This is a genomic window from Pontibacter cellulosilyticus (genome assembly GCF_014306105.1).
GTDB classification, from domain to species: domain Bacteria; phylum Bacteroidota; class Bacteroidia; order Cytophagales; family Hymenobacteraceae; genus Pontibacter; species Pontibacter cellulosilyticus.
Genome location: NZ_JACRVF010000008.1, coordinates 78111 through 98099, shown reverse-complemented (window position 1 = coordinate 98099; position 19989 = coordinate 78111). Strand labels below are relative to the sequence as shown.

Genomic DNA, 19989 nt, shown 5'->3' with positions numbered 1-19989 from the left:
CGGCTGCATCGAGGAGGTGGCTTACCGCATGGGCTTTATAAATGCCGAGCAGCTGCAAAGGATCGCCGAGCCACTGCGCAAGAGCGGCTACGGCGACTACCTGCTAAGCGTGCTCAGAGAAGCCTAATGTATGCGTTTAGTTTAAAAGTAAATATTGTTTGTGGAAAGTTTAGCATCTAAAGCAAAGCATAGTTTCTTTTGGACCATAAGCCAACAGTTTGGGATAAAATTGTTAAACTTTGTGGTTCAAATCATCTTAGCAAGAATGCTAATGCCCTCTGATTTTGGAGTGTTTGCATTATTAAGCGTGTTTATTATAATAGGTAACTCTTTAGTTGACTCTGGACTTACTTCATCTCTCATAAGAACTACCAATACAAATCAAGACGACTATTCAACAGTATTCTATATAAATCTTCTAGGCAGTTTAATAATCTATTCTCTGCTATTTTACTTTGCTCCCTATTTTAGCTTCTTTTTCAAAGAACCAAAGCTTAATAGTATTTTGAAAATTTACGGACTGACATTCGTTATAAATGCGTTCATAGCCGTACAAAATTCGATTTTGATAAAAGAACTAAAATTTAAACTACAAACAATTATCGAATTGCCTTCCATGATTATAGGTGGAGTAGTAAGTGTTTTACTTGCCTTTTATGATTTTGGAGTAATGAGTATAGTAGCTTTGTATCTAACGAAGTCTATAGTATTTATGGTGTTGCTATGGCTGACGAGTGGGTGGATCCCAAGTTTAAGAATAGATGTTGCTAAACTCAGGTACCATTTCAACTATGGTTCTAAACTAACACTCACCACTATACTCAACTCTATATTTAATAATATATACAACTTATATATTGGAAAGTATTTTTCCTCAACTCTTTTAGGTTATTATAACAGAGCTAATCTTTTACAGTCATTTCCAGTAACGAGTCTTACAACAGCAATTTTCAAAGTAACTTATCCCGTACTTTCAGGAATACAAGACGACAACTTAAGGCTTAGAAAAATATATGGGAAACTAATGCAGCAAGTATTGTTCTGGATAGCTCCATTGATGACTTTTGCTATTTTGACGGCTGAGCCACTTTTTCGTGTTGTGTTAACGAGCAAATGGTTGCCAGCTGTTCCTTATTTCCAAATTTTATGTGTAGTTGGAGTTTTATTTCCTTTAGAGGATTATAACACTCAAGTATTAAGTACTAAAGGAAGGAGCGATATTTATTTAAAGTTGGAGATAATTAAAAAGATCATAATCATAGGAATAATTATGATAGCTGTACAATTCGGTATTTTTGGGCTGTTGTTTTCGCAAATAATTGTTTCCATAACAAACTTTTGTATTGGCTCACTATACAGTGGGAAATTAATAGGTTATTCATTGGTAGACCAATTAAAGGATGTGTATAGGATACTCTTGATTACAATATTCTCTGGGTTTTTGACAGCTGGCATCAATTATTTGCTTTTTGAACAAAAAAATGTAAATGATTTTCTACAGATAGCAGTTAATGCAACATGCCTTACTGGGATATATCTGGGAATAAGTTTAGTCGTTAAATCCCCTGCATTAAAGGAGTTTAATAATTTTTTCTTTAATGGAAAGTTAAAAATTAATACGTAGTAGGAATATAGTAGTTGTTACTAAATGGCTAATAGATATAAAAGATTACTTGTGAAGTTAACACCAATAGTGTTGTTCAAACTATTTTATAAAAGCGTAAGTTATTATAACCTTTTGAGAAGCTTCTTCTTTTCTAAATATTTAAAGGATTATAAGGATATACCAATAATTATCAATAATCGAAACCGTTATACGTTTTTAATTAAAATGATAAAAAGTTTGAAAGAAAGAGGGTATAGGAATATTATAATATTAGATAATGACTCTACCTACCCTCCTTTGTTAGAATACTACAAAAGTTCTGATATAAAGGTAATAAGATTAAACCAAAATTTAGGATTTAAGGCATTAGAGAAAATAGATTTATATAAAGAGGTGAGAAAGGGGTTCTTTGTATATTCTGATTCAGATGTATTACCACATGAAGACTGTCCGGGTGACTTTTTAAAGTTTTTCTTGCAGATATTAAAGAGTAACCCACTTGTACAAAAAGTTGGCTTCTCATTAAAAATTGACGATATACCAGATCATTTCAGTAAAAAAAATGAAGTTATAAAATGGGAGTCCCAGTTCTATACGCGTAAAGTTGGTGAAAATATGTTTGACGCTACAATAGATACAACTTTTGCTCTTCACAGACCTTATGCTAAAATAAGTACTTCGGGTGGTCATCTTAAGATGATAAGAGTGGGGTATCCTTATCAGGCTTATCACTTACCATGGTACAATGATTCTAAGAATTTATCTGAAGAGGAAAAGTATTATGTTAATAGTGTTGAAATAGGTACACATTGGAGTAAAGAAACTAAAAAGTAGTGTTTAAAAGGCTGAAATTAAATTGTTTATTTTAGTCTTTTAAAAATGCGCTGTTTTCCAAGGTATAATTATGAAATAATACTTTTATGAATACATTACGTCCAGAAGTTAACGTGGTAATGTTGGCCTATAATCAGGAAAAGTTTATAAGTAAAGCAATTGAGAGCGTTTTAGCTCAGAGGACAAAATTCAAATTTAATTTAATAATTGGAGAAGATTGTTCAACAGATAATACTCATGTAATCTGTGAAAAGTATGCTTATCAATTCCCCGATGTTATTCATCTTATGGATAACTCATCAAACCTAGGATTGATAAGAAACTATAAGAGATGTTTTGAGAAGTGTGAGGGGGATTTTATCGCTATTTTAGAAGGAGATGATTATTGGATTGATCCTCTTAAACTTCAAATACAATATGATGAGTTTAAAAAGGAAGAAAATATAGGTCTGGTACATACTAGTTATAAAATTCTAAAGGATAGTAGTACAAAATACGAAAAGGTATCTCATAAAGTAGTAAAGAGGAGTATAGAATGTCAAGGTGAAAACCTATATAGTGAAATTATTAAAAAAAATTTTGTATGTGCTGTAACCACAATGTTTAGAAGAAATGTGGTTGAAGAAATTGATTTTGATTACTTTATAAGTCAAGGATGTAAAACAATTGATTATATTCTGTGGCTACACATTAGTCTGAAATTCAATATAAAATATATTGAGAGAGAGACAGCGGTTTATAGAGTTTTGAATGAATCAATTAGTAATAATAAGGATTTAAATAAAATTAGAGAATTTGCTGAAACGAAGGTTCAGATTGCACATTATTACCTGTGTCGGTATCCAATAGAAGCCTTTACTATTGATGATTATAATAGCTATATTAAATTCTATTTAATTCTAAAGTCGATAAAATGTGTAGAGATTAAAGCTCTGCTAAAGCATCTTTATAAGATCAAATTTAATGAAATATACAAAGGGTATATGATTTGGAAGCAATATTTCTAACATGTACTAATGAGCCTACTTATATTCTTTGGCTATATATGCCTATGCCTGCTCTTAAGCTTTATACAAATTTCTCTGAGGAAGAATATTACTATAATAAATATTGTAGCAGTATTGCTTTATTTCTTGATAATTTCTTTTAGAGATATTAATAGTACCGCAGATACTTTGAATTATGTAGAAGACTTTAATACTGTTACACTACATGCTGTATATAACATGTCGAATGTAGATACTTTACATAACTTTGAATATGGTTATACATTGTTGACGCAATTAATAAAATTTTTTATAGGAGATAACATACCAATCTTTTTAGGAATAATAGCTGTTATTCAATCTATTTTAATTTTTTATGGTACAAGAAATTACTTAAAAGTTTTAAAAACAGATAATGTAAGAAGGATAGTGCTGTTTATGCCATTCTTTACATTATATGTTTCTATTTTTGGCTTCATGTATAATGCTGTCGTTCTTAGAGCTGGTATTGCTATTGCACTAATATATTTCGGGATTTCATTAATTATAAATAAGAGATATGTTTTAGGGATAGTGTTTACCCTAATATCTCTACTGATGCATAATACTTCTTTCTTAGGTTTTGGTGTCTTTATTTTTTTTAAAAAAACAAAAATAAAGAAGAAAGTATATTATATAGTTGTTCTGTTTACTTTTCTGCTATACCTTTTAAAGGTGCAGGAGATTATTTCAAACCTTGCAACTAGCTATATTTTGTTATTCATTGCGAATCTTGAAGATCTGTCGTTTATTAAACTCACAAGATATTTAGAGAAAGTTAGACAAGAAGTATCATCATATTCTTTTTTGATTATTGTAAATTTCATTGTGTCAATAGTTATGCTGAAGTATAGTAACATTAACACTAGCTTCAATCAGAGGTTGATAAATATAAATATTTTTTTCTTGATTTCCTTGTCACTGTTATCTGCGATTCCTACAGTCTCGAGAGCTTTGGATTTCTATATGATATTTAATTTGCTGTATTTTTATCTGTGCCTCTTTAGTAACTATGATGTAAGGAAGGGATTAGTTTTTGTATTGATAGTTCTATCATATTCTATTTATTTTTATAGACTAGCTGTGTTACCTTTTATGTAAGTGTATAAATTTAAATTGAATGAAAAAGAACTTTAGGGAAGAGTTAAAATAATGAAAATCGCTTTTATTTCATCAGGTACATTTACACATATTCAGTCTTATATAGATTTTTTTAAAGAACAGGGACATGAAGTTTACTTTATTGCATTGAGTCCTTCTCCGCAAAGGAACGTTCCCGTTTTGCAGGCTTGGATTGGCAAAGAAACGAAGTTTAATCTTGTAAGAGATAAATGGAAATATTTATTAGCGGCATTCAAAGCTAAAAAAATTGTAAGGGGCTTGAAGCCTGATATCGTACATGGACATTATGCAACAAGTGCAGGTGTTGCATTATTGGTTTGTAACTTTCAAAATAGTGTTATTACAGTTCATGGAAGCGATGTGAATAGTAGTATGAAATCAGCTACTTGGAGGTTTATATTAAAAAGAATATTTAAGTCTGTAAAGTATGTAAACGTAGTGTCTAATGAGTTAGAGCTAAAAGTACGTTCATTAGGTGTAGATGCATCAAAAATTGTTAATGTAAATGTTGGTATTGACGTTGGTAAGTACTACAAGAATATAGGTAAATCAAGTATCGGTGACAATTACAAATTAAAAATAATTTGTAATAGAAGTTTTGAGCCGGTATATGATCATTTTACTATTTTAAAAGGTTTGAAAGTTCTTCAAGAAAAAGAGATCCCTTATGAGGCTGTTTTTTTAGGAGATGGTTCTATGAAGGAGAGCTTAGAAAGGTTTACAGTAAATAATGAGCTACAAAATGTTAAATTCTTAGGAAGAATACCAAATGCTGAGCAACCTTATGTTTTTTCTAATCATAATATATATGTATCGGCATCACTTTCTGATGGAACGAGCTTAAGTTTATTAGAGGCTTTGGCCTCAGGTTTATTTCCTATTGTTTCAGATATAAAAGCAAACAGAGACATACTACAGCATAATAGGAATGGTCTTTTATTTCCAGTAGGTGATTTTACACAATTTGCTAATTGCTTAGAAGAGCTGTTCCTACAAAAGCATGTTAGTGAGGATAAATTATGTTTTAATCAACAATTAGTGAGTAAAGTGGGTGACAGAAAAGTGAATTTGAAAAAGATAGAAAGCCTTTACAGATCAATTCTTAGCTAAAGATCTTAACATAATATTCATGAAAATAGCTTACCTACATCAATATTTTGCTTTGCCAAGCTCCTCTGGTGGTACACGATCATATGATTTAGCTAAATCATTTTTGAACAAAGGACACAGAGTTGTAGTTGTGACCACCAGCTCGTTTCTTAAAAACTACAAAGAGTTTTCAGATGGATGGACAGTACTAGATTATGAGGGACTAGAGCTTCATGTATTAAAACTTGATTATAGCAATAACCTAAGCTTTGCTAAAAGAATCATCACGTTTATTCAATTTCTTGTGAAAGCTTCTCTTCGATTGATCAAGTTAAAATGTGATGTAGTGTTAGCAACCTCTACGCCTATAACTATAGCTATTCCAGCCTTTATAAAAAAACTAGTACACAAAACCCCGTTTATTTTTGAGGTAAGAGATGTTTGGCCGGAAGTGCCTATAGCGATGGGTATTATAAAGAATAATACTGTTGCGCGCTTGCTGAAGGGCTTTGAAAGGATGATATATCAACAGTCATCTCATATAGTAGCCTTGTCAGATGATATGGAGAAATCAATTTCAACAATAACTAAAATTGGTAAAAGTTTAAGTGTTATTCCGAATATTTCCGAAGTTAATCGTTTTGCTAACTGCGATCCGAATAAGAAATTAATAGCTGATCTGATAGGTGAGCAGCCAAAAAAGCTAGTTCTTTATGCGGGTACTATTGGTATGGTCAATGGGCTTAAATATATGGTAGACATCGCTATACATTTGAAGGAAGTTGACCCTGAAATAAAGTTCGTTGTATTTGGGGATGGCATGGAGAAAAAAGAACTGGTGAGATATGCCAAAAAGGAAGGGGTTTTAAATAAAACATTATTTTTTTTAGACCCGGTTTCAAAATCACAGTTACCTCAGATTTACTATGAGTCTAGTGTAGCAAGTTCTTTTGTTATACCTATACCTGAACTTTGGGCTAACTCAGCGAATAAATTTTTTGATTGCTTAGCTGCAGGAAGGCCAATAGTGATCAATCATCGTGGCTGGCAAGCTGATGTAATAGAGAGAGAGAATATCGGATTTGTACTTGATTTCAACATTGAAAATATAAAGAATGAAGCTAAAAGGTTTAGTGACTACATTAATAATTCCTCCCTGTTATCTATGCAGGGGAAGAATGCAAAGCACTTAGCTGAAACCAGATACTCTTTAGAAATCGCATCAGTGAAATATTTAAAAATATTAGATAATGTTGTATCGTAGCTTTTTAAAGCCAGCCGTTGATACCACTCTTTCCGCCTCAGCTTTTCTAATTGCTCTACCTATTTTTGCAATCGTTACTATATGCTTAGCAATTGCTAATCACGGTAAGCCCTTTTTCTTGCAGCCACGACCAGGTAAAAATGGTAAAATCTTTAAGGTCATCAAGTATAAAACCATGAATGATCTAAGAGATGCCAATGGTAATTTGCTGCCAGATGATAAAAGACTTACTGCAATAGGTAAATTTGTGCGCAAGACATCCTTAGATGAGATTCCACAATTGCTTAACGTTATCAAAGGAGATATGAGCCTCATAGGTCCACGCCCATTGCTGGTAGAGTATTTGCCTCTATATAACGAAGAGCAAAACAGACGGCATGAAGTCAGACCAGGGATAACAGGGTGGGCGCAGGTTAATGGCAGAAATACTATCAGCTGGAATGAGAAGTTTGATTATGATGTGTGGTATGTAGCTAACTGTAGCTTCCTGTTAGACTTAAAGATTATCTGGCTTACAATTATTAAAGTTTTCAGATCAGAGGGTATAAGCCAGAAGGGACAGGCTACGGTACAATATTTTACAGGCAACAATGAGTAATAAAGATATTGTATTAAAAGAACTCTATTATCAGTTTAGAAGAGCTGATAATGCTTACCAGAGTTACTTAACCGAAAGAATTTACCTTTATGCTTCGAGTATACGAAAGGCAAATAACAGAATCTATCAGCTGCTGGAGTATAATTTGGGATTATTTGATGATGAGCAAAGCCTGTGTGCTTTAGAGCTTATGGCACATTATGATGTATGGATGGCGCAGTTTGATCAGCTTGTACAGGAGATAAATCCTTCCATCTCAGCTACATTTGTCTTTGAAAGATTTCCCGGGAGTTTGTCTTTCCCAAAAGAAGCGAAGGAGGCTTTTATGAATGCCTATAAAAAATAAATATTATGAAGTATGTATTTGCAGGCGATCGAGATATTGCTGTAAATGTATTAGATTATTTAATTCAGCAGGGGCACTTTCCCTTAGCTCTACTGGTGTCAGGTGAAGAAAGAGCTTCTCATGCAGATGAGCTGATTGCTTTAAGCGGTCTTCCTGAAGAACTTATCTATAGAGGAGGAGATTTCAAGACTACAGAGGCAATTGCTTCTCTGCTAGACCTGCAACCTGATTACATAATCGGCATTCACTTCCCGTATATTATTCGCAAAGAAGTGCTGGAGATACCACAAGTCGGTTTTCTGAATTTACATCCGGCTTATTTACCTTTTAACAGAGGGTGGCATACACCTACATGGGCAATCTTAGATGGAACTCCGATCGGGGCAACTCTACACTTTATGTCTGAAGAGTTGGATGCGGGAGATATTATCCATCAGAGCGAGTTGAGAGTCTTGCCAAACGATACAGCTAATAGCCTGTACAGACGATTAAAAGACCTGGAGCTCTCAGTTTTTAAAGAGGCATTACCATTAATACTTTCATTAGAACCACTACGGAAAGTTCAGGATTTAAGTCTTGGTACTTCTCATAACCGGAAAGATCTTTTTAAGCCTGAAGTTCAAAAGATCATGCTTGAGGAAGAGTATAAAGCTAAAGATCTGCTAGATAAGCTGAGAGGTTTAACTACAAACTCACTTGCTGAAGCTGCCTACTTTGAAGAAAATGGCAAAAAGTATCGGGTACAGGTGCAAATTATTGAAGAAGAGAATACTGAAGAATAGAATAATGAACAATAAAATATGGCTCTCTTCCCCGCACATGGGAGGGGCAGAAGAGAAGTACGTTAAAGAAGCTTTTGATACAAACTGGATCGCTCCTTTAGGGCCGAATGTAGATGGTTTTGAGAAGGACCTGGAAGGCTATTTAGGCAGCGATGTACATGTAGCGGCGCTAAGCTCTGGTACAGCTGCCTTGCATCTAGCCCTGATTATACTTGATGTAAAGGCCGACGATGAGGTAATCTGCCAGTCTATGACGTTTGCAGCTTCTGCCAACCCGATTGCCTACCAAGGAGCAACACCTGTTTTTGTGGATAGCGAAGACCGCACCTGGAACATGTCACCGGAGTACCTGGAGAAGGCTATAGTTGATAGGATCAGCAAAGGTAAGCAGCCAAAGGCCATTATTGTAGTGCACCTGTACGGCATGCCAGCTGAGATGGACCAGATAATGGCTGTTGCTGATAGGTATGAGATTCCGGTAGTTGAGGATGCAGCAGAGGCACTTGGCTCAACTTACAAAGGTCGCAAGTTGGGTACATTTGGCGCCATGAGTATTCTGTCTTTCAACGGTAATAAGATCATTACTACTTCTGGTGGTGGTGCGTTGGTCTCTAAAAACGAAGAGTGGATAAAGAAAGCACGTTTTCTGGCTACGCAGGCAAGAGATAATGCACCGCATTACCAGCACTCGCACATTGGTTACAATTACCGCATGAGTAATATTTGTGCCGGTATAGGCCGTGGGCAGATGGAGGTGCTGCAGGAAAGAGTCGAAGCACGCAGGTCAAATTATAACTTCTATAAAAATGAGCTTGATGCAAGCATCTTTAAATTTGCAGATGAGCCAACAGCAGAATATTTTTCGAACAGATGGTTAACAACAGTAATAGTTGAACATCCTGAGAGAGTTATTGATCGAGAAGTGATACGTTTGGCTCTTGAAAAAGAAAACATTGAAACACGACCGCTCTGGAAGCCAATGCACTTGCAGCCTGTTTTTGAAGGTGCTCCATTCTACGGGGACGGTACCAGTGAGCAGCTGTTTGAAAAAGGACTTTGTCTTCCTTCAGGCTCTAATCTAACTTTTGAAGAAAAGAATAAAGTTATTAGTAACATTCATAAAGTGTTTGCAGCTAGTATAGCTTAAATGTCTAAGCTCCGGGAAGTATGACTTCCCGGAGAACTTCCCACCCGTCCTTCTACCCTTTTCCCTTTCCTCCTTTAGTACCTTGATCAAAGAAGTATAATAGTTAAGTTATTTTTTTGTCTAATACATGTTGGAATAGTGATAGATTTGCCTCTATTAAACATGAGAGTTATTTGGAGGTGCAAGTAAAATATCATTTTGAATGAGTCCTTCTCATACTAAGAGTTGGTTAAGAGTAGGGTGCTACAAACTGATATAGAATCGCTACTGATATTTGTTAATGGCAGTTCTTACAATAACTTAAAGAATAATTTACTCTATAGTTAGTCAAAATATGACAATACTAATATTGTGCTTGGCATTAGAAAGAAAATAAATAATTAATGTAGATTTAACTTTTGTAATATCAATACTGTACAATTTTATCCCTAATTTTGGTTAGGCGAATGACTTGCTGAATTATAAAAAATTAAAGTGTACAGTTCTTCACCCTTACATGAATTCATTCTTACTAAATAGATCATTACCTAAGAGCCTAATATTACTTGCAGATCAAGTAATAACTACTTGGGCTTTTATTTTCTCCTACTTCATTATTGCTCACTTTGAATTCTCTCAGATGTTGAGGGGACATTTCTTTATTCATGTAGGAGTGTATGCGCTTATAAACTTGAGTACGTTCTATGCGATGCGCATTCATACAGGCCTTATCCGGTACTCAAGCACGCAGGATGTAGTAAGGATTTTCTCCGGGGTGTTTGCAACAAGCATAATCTATTCCAGCTTAGTGTGCTTCCTATTAGATCCGGTGTATCACATCAACTCAGTGAATGTGTATGTTGTGCTGCTGATAAACTTCTTTATTTCCTCTTCTATTCTTGTGTTATTAAGGATAGGAGCTAAAAACCTTTTCCATTACATCAAGAGAAACACAACTGATAAAAAGGTAAATGTTCTTATCTATGGTGCGAATGGTTACTCTATACTTGTAAAGCAGGCGCTGGAAACAAGCGGTATGGGGAAGTATGTAATTGCAGGTTTTGTGGATGAAAACTCTAATAAAGTAGATAAGGACATCCATCAGAAACGCGTATACCACATCAACGATATTGAGAAGGTGATTCAACGCCAGAAAGTAGATAAGCTGGTGGTGATGAGTGAGGATCTTAGAACTGATGCAAAGAAGGAAACAATTGAGCGATGTGTTGAACTTGGAATCAAAGTAGTAACAGTGCCGCCTGCAGAGCAATGGATGTCTGGTCAGTTGAGAGCTAGCCAGATTCAGGATCTGCGAATTGAGGATCTGTTGCAAAGGCCTCCTATTGTTATCGAAAATGAACAGATATCAGCTGATCTTTGCGGTAAGCATGTTTTGATAACAGGAGCTGCAGGGTCTATCGGTTCTGAGATCGTGCGGCAGGCGCTGGCTTACAACCCGGCATCTGTCATTATATTTGACCAGGCTGAATCACCACTGCACGAGCTACAACTTGAGGTAGAGGAACAGTTTCCTGATGCAAACATTATCGTGAGCATCGGCAACATCCAAAACTTTAACAGGATGTACACGCTCTTTAAAGAGCATACACCTGATATAGTATACCATGCCGCTGCTTATAAGCACGTGCCTATGATGGAGAACAATCCTTCTGAAGCTATACTTACCAATGTGCTTGGCACTAAAAACCTGGCAGACCTCTCTATGACCTTTGATGTTGAGAAGTTTGTAATGATCTCTACTGACAAGGCGGTGAATCCTACTAATATCATGGGGGCATCGAAGCGTATTGCTGAGATCTATATTCAGTCTTTGAACAACGTAGGGAAAGAGAAACTACAGCGAATTTCTGCTGATGGGAAGCATTTGCCACAGACGAAGTTTATTACCACCCGTTTTGGAAATGTGCTTGGCTCTAATGGTTCTGTCATTCCAAGATTCAGAGCGCAGATAGAAAGGGGAGTGCCGATTACGGTTACGCACCCAGATATCACCCGATACTTTATGACTATTCCGGAGGCTGTACAACTTGTGTTGGAGGCGGGTACTATGGGTAACGGTGGCGAGATCTTTATCTTTGATATGGGTGAGCCGGTTAAAATTGTAGATTTGGCCAAGAAGATGATCAAGCTGGCAGGTTTAACACCTGGAGTTGATATTGATATTGTGTTTACTGGTCTGAGACCTGGTGAGAAGTTGTACGAGGAGCTGCTAAGCGAGGAGGAGACAACTATACCTACTCACCATAAAAAGATCAAGATCTCGAAAGTAAGGAAGTATAGCTACAATCAGGTAGTAAACGACATCAATGAGCTGATCGCGCTGAACAAGAACAACGAAGATTTTCATGCTGTGAAGAAGATGAAGGATATTGTGCCTGAGTTCCTGAGCAAGAACTCTAAGTATGAAGAGTTAGATGAACTAAAGCGTACTGCCTAACAAGTATTGAAGTATAAAAAGAAGCCCCTGCAAGTGTACACTTGCAGGGGCTTCTTTTTATACTTTCAGTATCAGTTTACAGTGCTGGCAATACTTTGCCTTTAACCTCTCCGAATCCTATACGGATGCCGTTGCGCTCGCTGTAGCCGCGCATGATCACCTCATCATAATCATTGATGAATTTTCGTTCTGTTCCGTCTGACAACTGAATCGGGTTGGTGCCGCGCCAGGTAAGCTCCAGCATCGAACCAAAAGAATCTTTTTCTGCGCCACTTATCGTGCCCGAAGCATACATGTCGCCGACCTGAATGTTACAGCCATTGCTGCTCTGGTGGGCTAGCTGCTGATTCATGTTCCAGTACATGTACTTGTAATTAGAACGACAGATGCTGTTTTCTTCGCCTCCCTCTGGCTTTAGTAGCACCTCTAGGTTGATGTCATAATTATGGTTGCCATGAAATTCCAAGTAAGGTAGTGGCTTAGGATCCTGCACAGGCCCTTTTACCTTGAACGGCTCTAGTGCATCCAGCGTAACAACCCAGGGGGAGATAGACGAACCAAAACTCTTTGCCAGGAAAGGTCCTAGCGGCACATACTCCCATGTCTGCATATCTCTGGCAGACCAGTCGTTGAACAGCACTAACCCAAATATGTATTCATTGGCCTCGTCTGGTGTTATACTTTGACCCAGCTTTGTTTCTCTGCCGGTTATAAAAGCAACCTCCAGTTCGAAATCCAGCAGGCGGCTTGGGCCAAAGGTGGGTGCGTCGGCATCTGGGGCTTTGGTCTGGCCATTAGGTCTGTGAATAGGTGTGCCAGATACTACTATAGAAGAGGCGCGGCCATGGTAGCCAATCGGGATATGTTTCCAGTTAGGCAAGAGAGCGTTTTTAGGATCGCGGAACATAGTGCCCACATTCGTGGCGTGCTCTATGCTGCTGTAGAAGTCGGTGTAGTTGGGTACTTTAACCGGCATCAGCATCTCGGCTTCGCTTTGCAACACCAGGCATTCTCTGATCATGTCGCTGTTGCCGCTGATCTCCTCGTTGTCGTTGCGCAGCAGGTGAGACACTCTATTTCGCACAGCTCTCCATACTGGTCTCCCTAGTGAAATAAAGTCATTTAAGTATCGCTTGTGAAAAACAGTGGGGTCTATGTCTATTAACTCGAAGAGGTTGTGCTGCGCCACTACACACAGGTCCAGAATGTACTCTCCAATAGCTACTCCAACACGAGGGTCTCTGGTGGGAGTCTGGAAAATTCCGAAGGGAAGGTTTTGTATCGGGAAGTCGTTGTTCGGAGCTATGTCTATCCAGGAGTGCAGGGAAGGATCGTTCGCTTTGATCATAGTGTGAGATTGTTTAATGCAGACAAATATAGCTGTTTTTAAATGGAAGGTAAAGTAGAAAGCCTATACTCATCCGTGCTAACGTAGGCAAATAGTATCCTGTTTTGATAAAGCAACAATAAAAAAAGCGGAAGCCTCTGCTGCTACAGAGGCTTCCGCTTACAAGTATAAGTTAAGTGCTTTATTACAGTGAAGGGGCAACATTTACTGCTTCCACGGCTTTAATCTCGGGCACAGCCTTCAATACAGACTGCTCCACACCTGCCTTCAGCGTCATGGTTGACATAGGGCAAGATCCGCAAGCTCCTAACAGTTCTAACTTCAGCACCATTTCATCTGTCACCTCCAACACTTTTACATTGCCTCCGTCAGCTTCTAGGTAAGGCCTGATCTGGTCGAGGGCGCTCTCGATGCGGAGCATGAAATCTTGATCTATGTTTACAGCTGCCATGTATTAATTAGCTTTTAATTTCTACGGGTTTAGTTTTGCCTAATGTGGCGTTACGAACAGATACCTGCTGCGCTACAGCCTGGGCTAACTCTTTAAAAACACCAGATGCCGGAGAATCGTTCTGTAAAACCACTGGCGTGCCGGCATCGCCGCTTTCGCGTATACTTTGCACGATCGGTACTTGCCCTAAAAGCGGCACATCATACTTGGCTGCCAGGTCTTTGCCGCCGCCTTCGCCAAAGATATAGTATTTATTCTCCGGAAGCTCGGCTGGGGTAAAGTAAGCCATATTTTCTACCACACCCAACACCGGTACATTAATCTGTGGCTGGCGGAACATCTGCAAACCTCTTACGGCGTCAGCTAAAGCTACCTTCTGTGGAGTAGTTACAATCACAGCACCTGTTACCGGTAGTGCCTGCACCATGGTCAGGTGAATGTCTGATGTGCCCGGAGGAAGATCCAGCAGCAGGTAATCCAGTTCACCCCACTCTACATCAGAAATAAACTGGCGTAGGGCAGAGCTTGCCATTGGCCCGCGCCATACCACGGCACCGTCAGCTGGTGTCAGAAAGCCAATCGACATCATCTTAACGCCGTGATGCTCTACCGGCATAATATAGTTTTTGCCGTGGTCGCCTTGTACCATGTGCGGACGCTCCTGCTCCACACCGAACATGGTCGGAATAGACGGACCGGAAATATCAGCATCGATCAGACCTACTTTTGCACCAGACTGTGCCAGGGCAATAGCCAGGTTGCTTGTTACGGTAGATTTGCCCACGCCGCCTTTACCAGATGCAATGGCAATAATATTCTTCACGCCACGCAGTACTTCAGAAGTGTCGCCACGGCCAGAAGTAACACGCGAGGTCATGTTCACTGTTACGTTTGCCTCTTTATCTACCATAGCATGCACGGCATTAACGCAGGCATTGCGGATCAGGTCTTTTAACGGGCACGCTGGCGTGGTAAGTATAACGGTAAAGCTCACATCTTTACCATTCACCTCCACATTCTCTATCATGTTCAGGGTAACCAGGTCCTTACCCAGGTCCGGCTCCTCAACATAGCTAAGTGCTTTTAATATATCTTCTTTTGTGATAGCCATAATTGAATTGAGCTGCTTTTGCAGTTCAACTGCAAAGATACGAACAAAATATTCTAATCGCACGCAAAGCCCTTGCTACTGTAAACAGGTATGACGAAGATCAGTTTTTATTACTTTAATTTCGGATCGTTCGTAAGCATTAAAAAAATAGAAAATATGAGCAAAACCGAACTAAGAGCCATAAAAGGAGACATTACTAAACAAGAGGTTGATGCGGTTGTTAATGCGGCAAATACGAGTCTGCTGGGCGGTGGAGGTGTAGATGGGGCCATCCATCGTACAGGAGGGCCGGCTATTCTGGAAGAATGCAAGCAAATTAGAGCAAAGCAGGGTGGCTGCCCCACCGGCGAGGCAGTCATAACAACTGCTGGTAACCTGCCTGCAAAGTATGTGATCCATGCAGTAGGTCCTGTGTGGCATGGGGGTAAGCAGAACGAGCAGGAGCTGCTGGCCAGCTGCTACCGCAACAGCCTCCGGATAGCCTCAGAAAAGCAACTCAGAAGTATAGCTTTCCCCAACATCAGCACCGGAGTATATGGTTATCCCAAGGGTAAGGCTGCTGAAGTAGCGGTAAGCGCTACAAAGGATTTTCTGCAGCACCACGATACTAACTTGCAAAGTATAACTTTTGTCTGTTTTGACGAGGAGAACTACGAGTTGTACAACCAGCTTTTGAATAAGGTATAAGTCTGACAAATATTCTTAACAAGGAAAAGGACTTTTGCCCCAGAGTCTTATCTTTGTTATCCGCTTATACTTTTACTCATGTCCCTGATCCCAAAAGAAACCGTTGACCAGATTCTAGCCCAGGCCGATATAACAGAGGTTGTAGGTGATTTTGTGTCTCTGAAGAAAAAGGGGCAGAACATGTGGGCCTGTTGCCCTTTCCACCACGAGAAGTCCCCATCTTTTTCTGTTTCGCCGGCTAAGGGAATTTACAAGTGCTTTGGCTGTGGCAAGGCGGGTAACTCGGTGCAGTTTATTATGGATGTGGAGGGCACCAGCTTTCCGGAGGCGCTGAAGTACCTGGCAAAGAAGTATGGCATTGATGTGCCAGAAGATAACCCAACGCCGGAGTACGCCAAGGAGCAGAGTGAGCGCGATAGCTTGTTCATTGTTTCAGATTTCGCCAACAAGCATTTCCAGGAAAGGCTGCATAAACACGAACAAGGAAGTATAGGGCAATCCTATTTAAAACAGCGTGGACTCAGCGGCAACACCATTCGTAAGTTCGAGCTGGGTTATAGTTTAGACGAGTGGACTGACCTGACAGACTCAGCGCTAAAAGCAGGCTACCAACAGAAATACCTAGAATCTACAGGCTTAACTATTGCCAGGGAAGATGGCAAAAAGTTTGACCGCTTCCGGGGCCGCGTGATGTTCCCGATCCACAACGTATCGGGTAGAGTTATCGGCTTTGGTGCCCGTACACTAAAATCCAACGACAAAAAGAGCCCTAAGTACCTCAACTCCCCGGAGTCTGATATCTACCATAAGAGCAATGTGCTGTATGGTTTATTCCAGGCGAAGCAGGCGCTGCGCATGCAGGACATGTGCTACATGGTGGAGGGTTACCTGGATGTGCTTTCATTGCATCAGGGTGGTATCGAAAACGTGGTGGCCTCCTCAGGTACGTCGCTTACCGAAGGACAGATAAAGCTGATCTCGCGCTACACCCAGAACATAACCGTACTTTACGACGGCGATGCGGCAGGTATAAAAGCCTCGTTGCGTGGTATCGACCTGATCCTGGAGAATGGGCTGAACGTGGACGTGGTTACTTTCCCGGAAGGAGAAGACCCGGACTCATACATACAGAAAGTAGGCGACACAGCTTTTAAAGCATACTTAAAAGAGCACGCGCAGGATTTTATCTCTTTCAAGACAAGCTTGTACGCTACTGAAGCAAAGGGTAATCCTGTTAGAAAAGCAGAGGCGATCCGTGAGATAGTAACGTCTATTGCTAAGATTCCTGACTCGATAAAGCGTACGGTATTTTTTAGAAGCTGCAGTCTTATCTTTGATATTGATGAGCAGGTACTGATCTCGGAGTACAATAAGATGCAACTCCAGGACAGGCTGCAGCCCAAAACCGGCAGCCCTGAAATGGACAGTATGCCGTTTCCGGAGGAGGTTGAGCCTGAGAAACCAGCCTCGGATACTGATGTACTGGTAAGGTATGAACGTGAGATAGTGCGGATGCTGCTGAATTATCCTGATAAAATGCTGGATGAGGGGATGACCACTTGCCAATATATGCTGGAGCAGCTGGAGGATGTGGAGTTCAGAACGCCGCTGTATAGCCGGTTTATGGTGCTGATCAAAGAGAAGCTTTGCGAGAGTGTGGTGCCAACTGCAGAGGACTTTATCAATTACCCGGATCAGGAGATCAGAACGGAGGCCACTAACCTTCTATCTGACCCGCACGAGCTAAGCCACAACTGGGAAACACACTCCATTTTTGTGCCCACGGAGCTAGACCTGCTGCCTTACGGTGCAGAGCGTGCCGTGCTAAGATTAAAGTGGCGCAACGTGGAGCTGCTCATGAAAAACGAGATGGAGAAGCTGCGTTTAGTAACTGATCCGCAGGAGCAGGACCGCCAACTGCAGACCATCTTTATGCTAAAACAACTTCACAGCCAACTGGGGGATATGCTCGGGATTGTAGTGAATAGGTAGGATATTGTTTCTATACTTCCTGATGCTTGATGGGTACATGCCTGGTCTTCCTTCTTCCTCTTGCTGTCATCTTGCCAATTATTCTTCTTTAAGAGAGATTAAGCAAATGCCCTGAAAGCAATCGCTCTTAAAATGTACTTAACTGTGTCTGGCCAGCTTTTCGCCTCGCCGGCTTGGCCTTACTTTTCTCCTTGATGAGAAAAGTAAGCAAAAGAATCAAGACGCTCCAAACTCGCTGAACGCTCAAACAGTGGAGCGTCGCAAAATGCACTTGGCAAATGCCCTAGCTCCGAACTAAAAATTACATTTGGACTCTATCAAAGCAAAGGCAGAAGCTAATAAGTGTTGATCCCAGTTTCTCTGTGGGGGTAGGGGCGCTCTTTAAAGAGCCGCCTTGTGAGATCCGGTGCCCGCAAGGGCAGCGCGTCAGCGCAGGAGGGAACACAGCGGTGATGCATAAAAACGAGGCCTCCCGGCCTTGAGGGCACCAAAGGCAGAGGTGAAACAACAAAGCTTGTAAAACTGAGGTAAAGACCTGGCTAGAAATAATAGCAGAAAGTATAAGTTTTAACCACACCACTTATCCAAAAACCTCGCTTCTCAACTAAATCCCATTCAAAAGTGTTACTCAAATAAAAAGGGATTGCGGTATAAACTTTATACTTTTGTATCGCTTTACTAATAAATCAACAGCCTCACCCGAAAATAGACGGAAGGCAGGTATAAAAGAAATAGTATGGAAACCAATACAACTGGTGATATCAGACCATTGGATACGATCGAGTCTGCTATTGAGGACATCAGGCAAGGCAAAGTAGTGATCGTGGTTGATGACGACGATCGTGAAAACGAAGGCGATTTTGTGTGTGCCGCAGAAATGGTAACACCAGAAATAGTAAACTTTATGGCAACGCATGGCCGTGGCCTTATTTGCGCCCCGCTAACCGAAGAGCGTTGCGATGAGCTAGGGTTGGAGCTAATGGTAGGCCGTAACACAGCTTTACATGCCACACCATTTACAATATCTGTAGACTTAATCGGGCACGGTTGTACTACCGGTATATCAGCATCTGATCGTGCTAAAACCTTACAGGCACTTGTTGACCCGAACACTGATCCTCACTCACTTGGCAAGCCAGGGCACATTTTTCCGCTTAAAGCGAAAAAAGAAGGTGTGTTGCGCCGTGCAGGCCACACAGAGGCATCTGTAGACCTTGCACGTTTAGCAGGTCTTGCACCAGCTGGTGTGCTTGTTGAGATCATGAACGAAGATGGCACGATGGCACGCCTACCGGATCTAGTAAAAGTGGCCGAGCGCTTCGACCTGAAACTTATCTCTATCAAAGATTTGATTGAGTACCGCCTGAAGCATGAAAGCCTGATCGACCGTGAGATTGCGGTGCAGTTGCCTACAGATTTCGGTGTTTTTGATCTTTATGCCTTTACACAGCGTAGCAACGAAGCCAAGCACCTGGCGCTTGTAAAAGGCACTTGGGAGGAAGGTGAGCCGGTATTAGTGCGTGTACATTCGTCTTGCGTTACCGGAGATATTTTTGGCTCTTGCCGTTGCGACTGCGGGCCACAACTACACGAAGCCATGCGCATGATCGAGAAAGAAGGCAAAGGTGTGATTGTGTACATGAACCAAGAGGGGCGTGGCATTGGCCTCATTAATAAACTAAAAGCTTATAAATTGCAGGAGCAGGGCCTTGATACCGTAGAGGCAAACCTGGAACTAGGCTTTGGCATGGATGAGCGCGACTATGGCGTGGGAGCACAGATCCTGCGCGACCTTGGCGTTACCAAAATGAGGCTGATATCTAACAATCCTAAAAAGCGCACTGGTTTGATGGGGTATGGTTTAGAGGTAGTGGAACGTGTGCCGATCGAAATCAAACCAAACGAGCACAACCAAAAGTACCTTACAACAAAGCGTGATAAACTAGGGCACGAAATATTGAAAAGTGCTACATTAGATAAGTAACAAAGCATATACTAAAAAAAGCACTTTTTCGTTTGTGCAATTTTTTTAACCCGCCTGTGGTGCCCAAAATGGCCTGCAGGCGGGTTTTGTTGTTAAAATGTGTTAAAAGGACAAAAAAGGCGAAACTTTTTAGTATTAAAAACAATACAAAAGTATATATGGTTGA

The 19989-nt window shown here is 40.1% G+C and carries 17 protein-coding genes and 1 pseudogene; 15 read left to right on the top strand and 3 right to left on the bottom strand.

The features are described 5' to 3' along the window. The 12 genes and pseudogenes from H8S84_RS20170 to H8S84_RS19595 all read left to right on the top strand — a co-directional run. Window positions 1–127, top strand: a pseudogene (locus H8S84_RS20170) (glucose-1-phosphate thymidylyltransferase); the annotation flags it as partial. A gap of 33 nt (window positions 128–160) precedes the next feature. Then, window positions 161–1624 carry a lipopolysaccharide biosynthesis protein gene (locus H8S84_RS19645; RefSeq protein WP_187069115.1) on the top strand — a complete coding sequence of 488 codons (1464 nt, stop codon included), beginning with the start codon at window positions 161–163 and terminating at the stop codon, window positions 1622–1624. 114 nt (window positions 1625–1738) lie between these two features. Next, the gene (locus H8S84_RS19640) at window positions 1739–2440 is read left to right on the top strand and encodes a glycosyltransferase family 2 protein (RefSeq protein ID WP_222621715.1); all 702 of its coding nucleotides are present in this window, start codon (window positions 1739–1741) and stop codon (window positions 2438–2440) included. Between the two features lie 86 nt (window positions 2441–2526). Further along, window positions 2527–3447, top strand: a complete 921-nt coding sequence (locus tag H8S84_RS19635) for a glycosyltransferase (RefSeq protein ID WP_187069111.1) — start codon at window positions 2527–2529, stop codon at window positions 3445–3447. 9 nt (window positions 3448–3456) lie between these two features. Continuing rightward, the gene (locus H8S84_RS20390) at window positions 3457–4566 is read left to right on the top strand and encodes an EpsG family protein (RefSeq protein WP_187069109.1); all 1110 of its coding nucleotides are present in this window, start codon (window positions 3457–3459) and stop codon (window positions 4564–4566) included. 51 nt (window positions 4567–4617) lie between these two features. After that, a complete protein-coding gene (locus H8S84_RS19625; protein ID WP_187069108.1) occupies window positions 4618–5697 on the top strand; it encodes a glycosyltransferase family 4 protein in 1080 nt (359 codons plus the stop codon). 19 nt (window positions 5698–5716) lie between these two features. Then, complete coding sequence (locus H8S84_RS19620) at window positions 5717–6940, top strand: glycosyltransferase family 4 protein (protein WP_187069106.1); 1224 nt, start codon at window positions 5717–5719, stop codon at window positions 6938–6940. Beyond that, the gene (locus H8S84_RS19615) at window positions 6927–7538 is read left to right on the top strand and encodes a sugar transferase (RefSeq protein WP_187069104.1); all 612 of its coding nucleotides are present in this window, start codon (window positions 6927–6929) and stop codon (window positions 7536–7538) included. Before H8S84_RS19620 ends, H8S84_RS19615 begins: the two co-directional genes overlap by 14 nt. Further along, on the top strand, window positions 7531–7884 hold the full coding sequence (locus H8S84_RS19610) for a hypothetical protein (RefSeq protein WP_187069102.1): 354 nt from the start codon (window positions 7531–7533) through the stop codon (window positions 7882–7884). Before H8S84_RS19615 ends, H8S84_RS19610 begins: the two co-directional genes overlap by 8 nt. Before the next feature lie 5 nt (window positions 7885–7889). Beyond that, window positions 7890–8666 carry a formyltransferase family protein gene (locus tag H8S84_RS19605; RefSeq protein ID WP_187069100.1) on the top strand — a complete coding sequence of 259 codons (777 nt, stop codon included), beginning with the start codon at window positions 7890–7892 and terminating at the stop codon, window positions 8664–8666. Between the two features lie 4 nt (window positions 8667–8670). Continuing rightward, a complete protein-coding gene (locus H8S84_RS19600) occupies window positions 8671–9813 on the top strand; it encodes a DegT/DnrJ/EryC1/StrS family aminotransferase (protein ID WP_187069099.1) in 1143 nt (380 codons plus the stop codon). Window positions 9814–10483: 670 nt separating this feature from the next. Continuing rightward, on the top strand, window positions 10484–12250 hold the full coding sequence (locus H8S84_RS19595; RefSeq protein WP_230407270.1) for a polysaccharide biosynthesis protein: 1767 nt from the start codon (window positions 10484–10486) through the stop codon (window positions 12248–12250). Between the two features lie 76 nt (window positions 12251–12326). On the opposite strand, the gene fahA is transcribed toward H8S84_RS19595, so the two are convergent. The 3 genes from fahA to H8S84_RS19580 form a co-directional block, all read right to left on the bottom strand. Continuing rightward, window positions 12327–13598 carry a fumarylacetoacetase gene (gene fahA, locus H8S84_RS19590; RefSeq protein ID WP_187069096.1) on the bottom strand — a complete coding sequence of 424 codons (1272 nt, stop codon included), beginning with the start codon at window positions 13596–13598 and terminating at the stop codon, window positions 12327–12329. 184 nt (window positions 13599–13782) lie between these two features. Beyond that, entirely contained in the window at window positions 13783–14049 is a 267-nt protein-coding gene (locus H8S84_RS19585) for a NifU family protein (protein WP_187069095.1), read from the bottom strand. Window positions 14050–14056: 7 nt separating this feature from the next. After that, complete coding sequence (locus H8S84_RS19580; protein WP_187069093.1) at window positions 14057–15160, bottom strand: Mrp/NBP35 family ATP-binding protein; 1104 nt, start codon at window positions 15158–15160, stop codon at window positions 14057–14059. A gap of 156 nt (window positions 15161–15316) precedes the next feature. Here H8S84_RS19580 and H8S84_RS19575 point away from each other — a divergent pair, with 156 nt between their 5' ends. The 3 genes from H8S84_RS19575 (at window position 15317) to H8S84_RS19565 (ending at window position 19823) form a co-directional block, all read left to right on the top strand. Beyond that, window positions 15317–15847 (top strand): O-acetyl-ADP-ribose deacetylase, encoded by a 531-nt coding sequence (locus tag H8S84_RS19575; protein ID WP_187069091.1) that lies wholly within the window; start codon window positions 15317–15319, stop codon window positions 15845–15847. 78 nt (window positions 15848–15925) lie between these two features. Then, entirely contained in the window at window positions 15926–17839 is a 1914-nt protein-coding gene (dnaG, locus tag H8S84_RS19570; RefSeq protein ID WP_187069090.1) for a DNA primase, read from the top strand. 736 nt (window positions 17840–18575) lie between these two features. Further along, a complete protein-coding gene (locus H8S84_RS19565) occupies window positions 18576–19823 on the top strand; it encodes a bifunctional 3,4-dihydroxy-2-butanone-4-phosphate synthase/GTP cyclohydrolase II (RefSeq protein WP_187069089.1) in 1248 nt (415 codons plus the stop codon). Window positions 19824–19989 lie beyond the last annotated feature (166 nt).

What these genes read in the sequence shown, in the direction of transcription:
- H8S84_RS19635 (WP_187069111.1), top strand. Translation starts at nt 2,527, where the DNA reads ATGAATACATTACGTCCAGAAGTTAACGTGGTAATGTTGGCCTATAAT.
- H8S84_RS20390 (WP_187069109.1), top strand. Translation starts at nt 3,457, where the DNA reads ATGAGCCTACTTATATTCTTTGGCTATATATGCCTATGCCTGCTCTTA.
- H8S84_RS19625 (WP_187069108.1), top strand. Translation starts at nt 4,618, where the DNA reads ATGAAAATCGCTTTTATTTCATCAGGTACATTTACACATATTCAGTCT.
- H8S84_RS19620 (WP_187069106.1), top strand. Translation starts at nt 5,717, where the DNA reads ATGAAAATAGCTTACCTACATCAATATTTTGCTTTGCCAAGCTCCTCT.
- H8S84_RS19615 (WP_187069104.1), top strand. Translation starts at nt 6,927, where the DNA reads ATGTTGTATCGTAGCTTTTTAAAGCCAGCCGTTGATACCACTCTTTCC.
- H8S84_RS19610 (WP_187069102.1), top strand. Translation starts at nt 7,531, where the DNA reads ATGAGTAATAAAGATATTGTATTAAAAGAACTCTATTATCAGTTTAGA.
- H8S84_RS19605 (WP_187069100.1), top strand. Translation starts at nt 7,890, where the DNA reads ATGAAGTATGTATTTGCAGGCGATCGAGATATTGCTGTAAATGTATTA.
- H8S84_RS19600 (WP_187069099.1), top strand. Translation starts at nt 8,671, where the DNA reads ATGAACAATAAAATATGGCTCTCTTCCCCGCACATGGGAGGGGCAGAA.
- fahA (WP_187069096.1), bottom strand. Translation starts at nt 13,598, where the DNA reads ATGATCAAAGCGAACGATCCTTCCCTGCACTCCTGGATAGACATAGCT.
- H8S84_RS19585 (WP_187069095.1), bottom strand. Translation starts at nt 14,049, where the DNA reads ATGGCAGCTGTAAACATAGATCAAGATTTCATGCTCCGCATCGAGAGC.
- H8S84_RS19580 (WP_187069093.1), bottom strand. Translation starts at nt 15,160, where the DNA reads ATGGCTATCACAAAAGAAGATATATTAAAAGCACTTAGCTATGTTGAG.
- H8S84_RS19575 (WP_187069091.1), top strand. Translation starts at nt 15,317, where the DNA reads ATGAGCAAAACCGAACTAAGAGCCATAAAAGGAGACATTACTAAACAA.
- dnaG (WP_187069090.1), top strand. Translation starts at nt 15,926, where the DNA reads ATGTCCCTGATCCCAAAAGAAACCGTTGACCAGATTCTAGCCCAGGCC.
- H8S84_RS19565 (WP_187069089.1), top strand. Translation starts at nt 18,576, where the DNA reads ATGGAAACCAATACAACTGGTGATATCAGACCATTGGATACGATCGAG.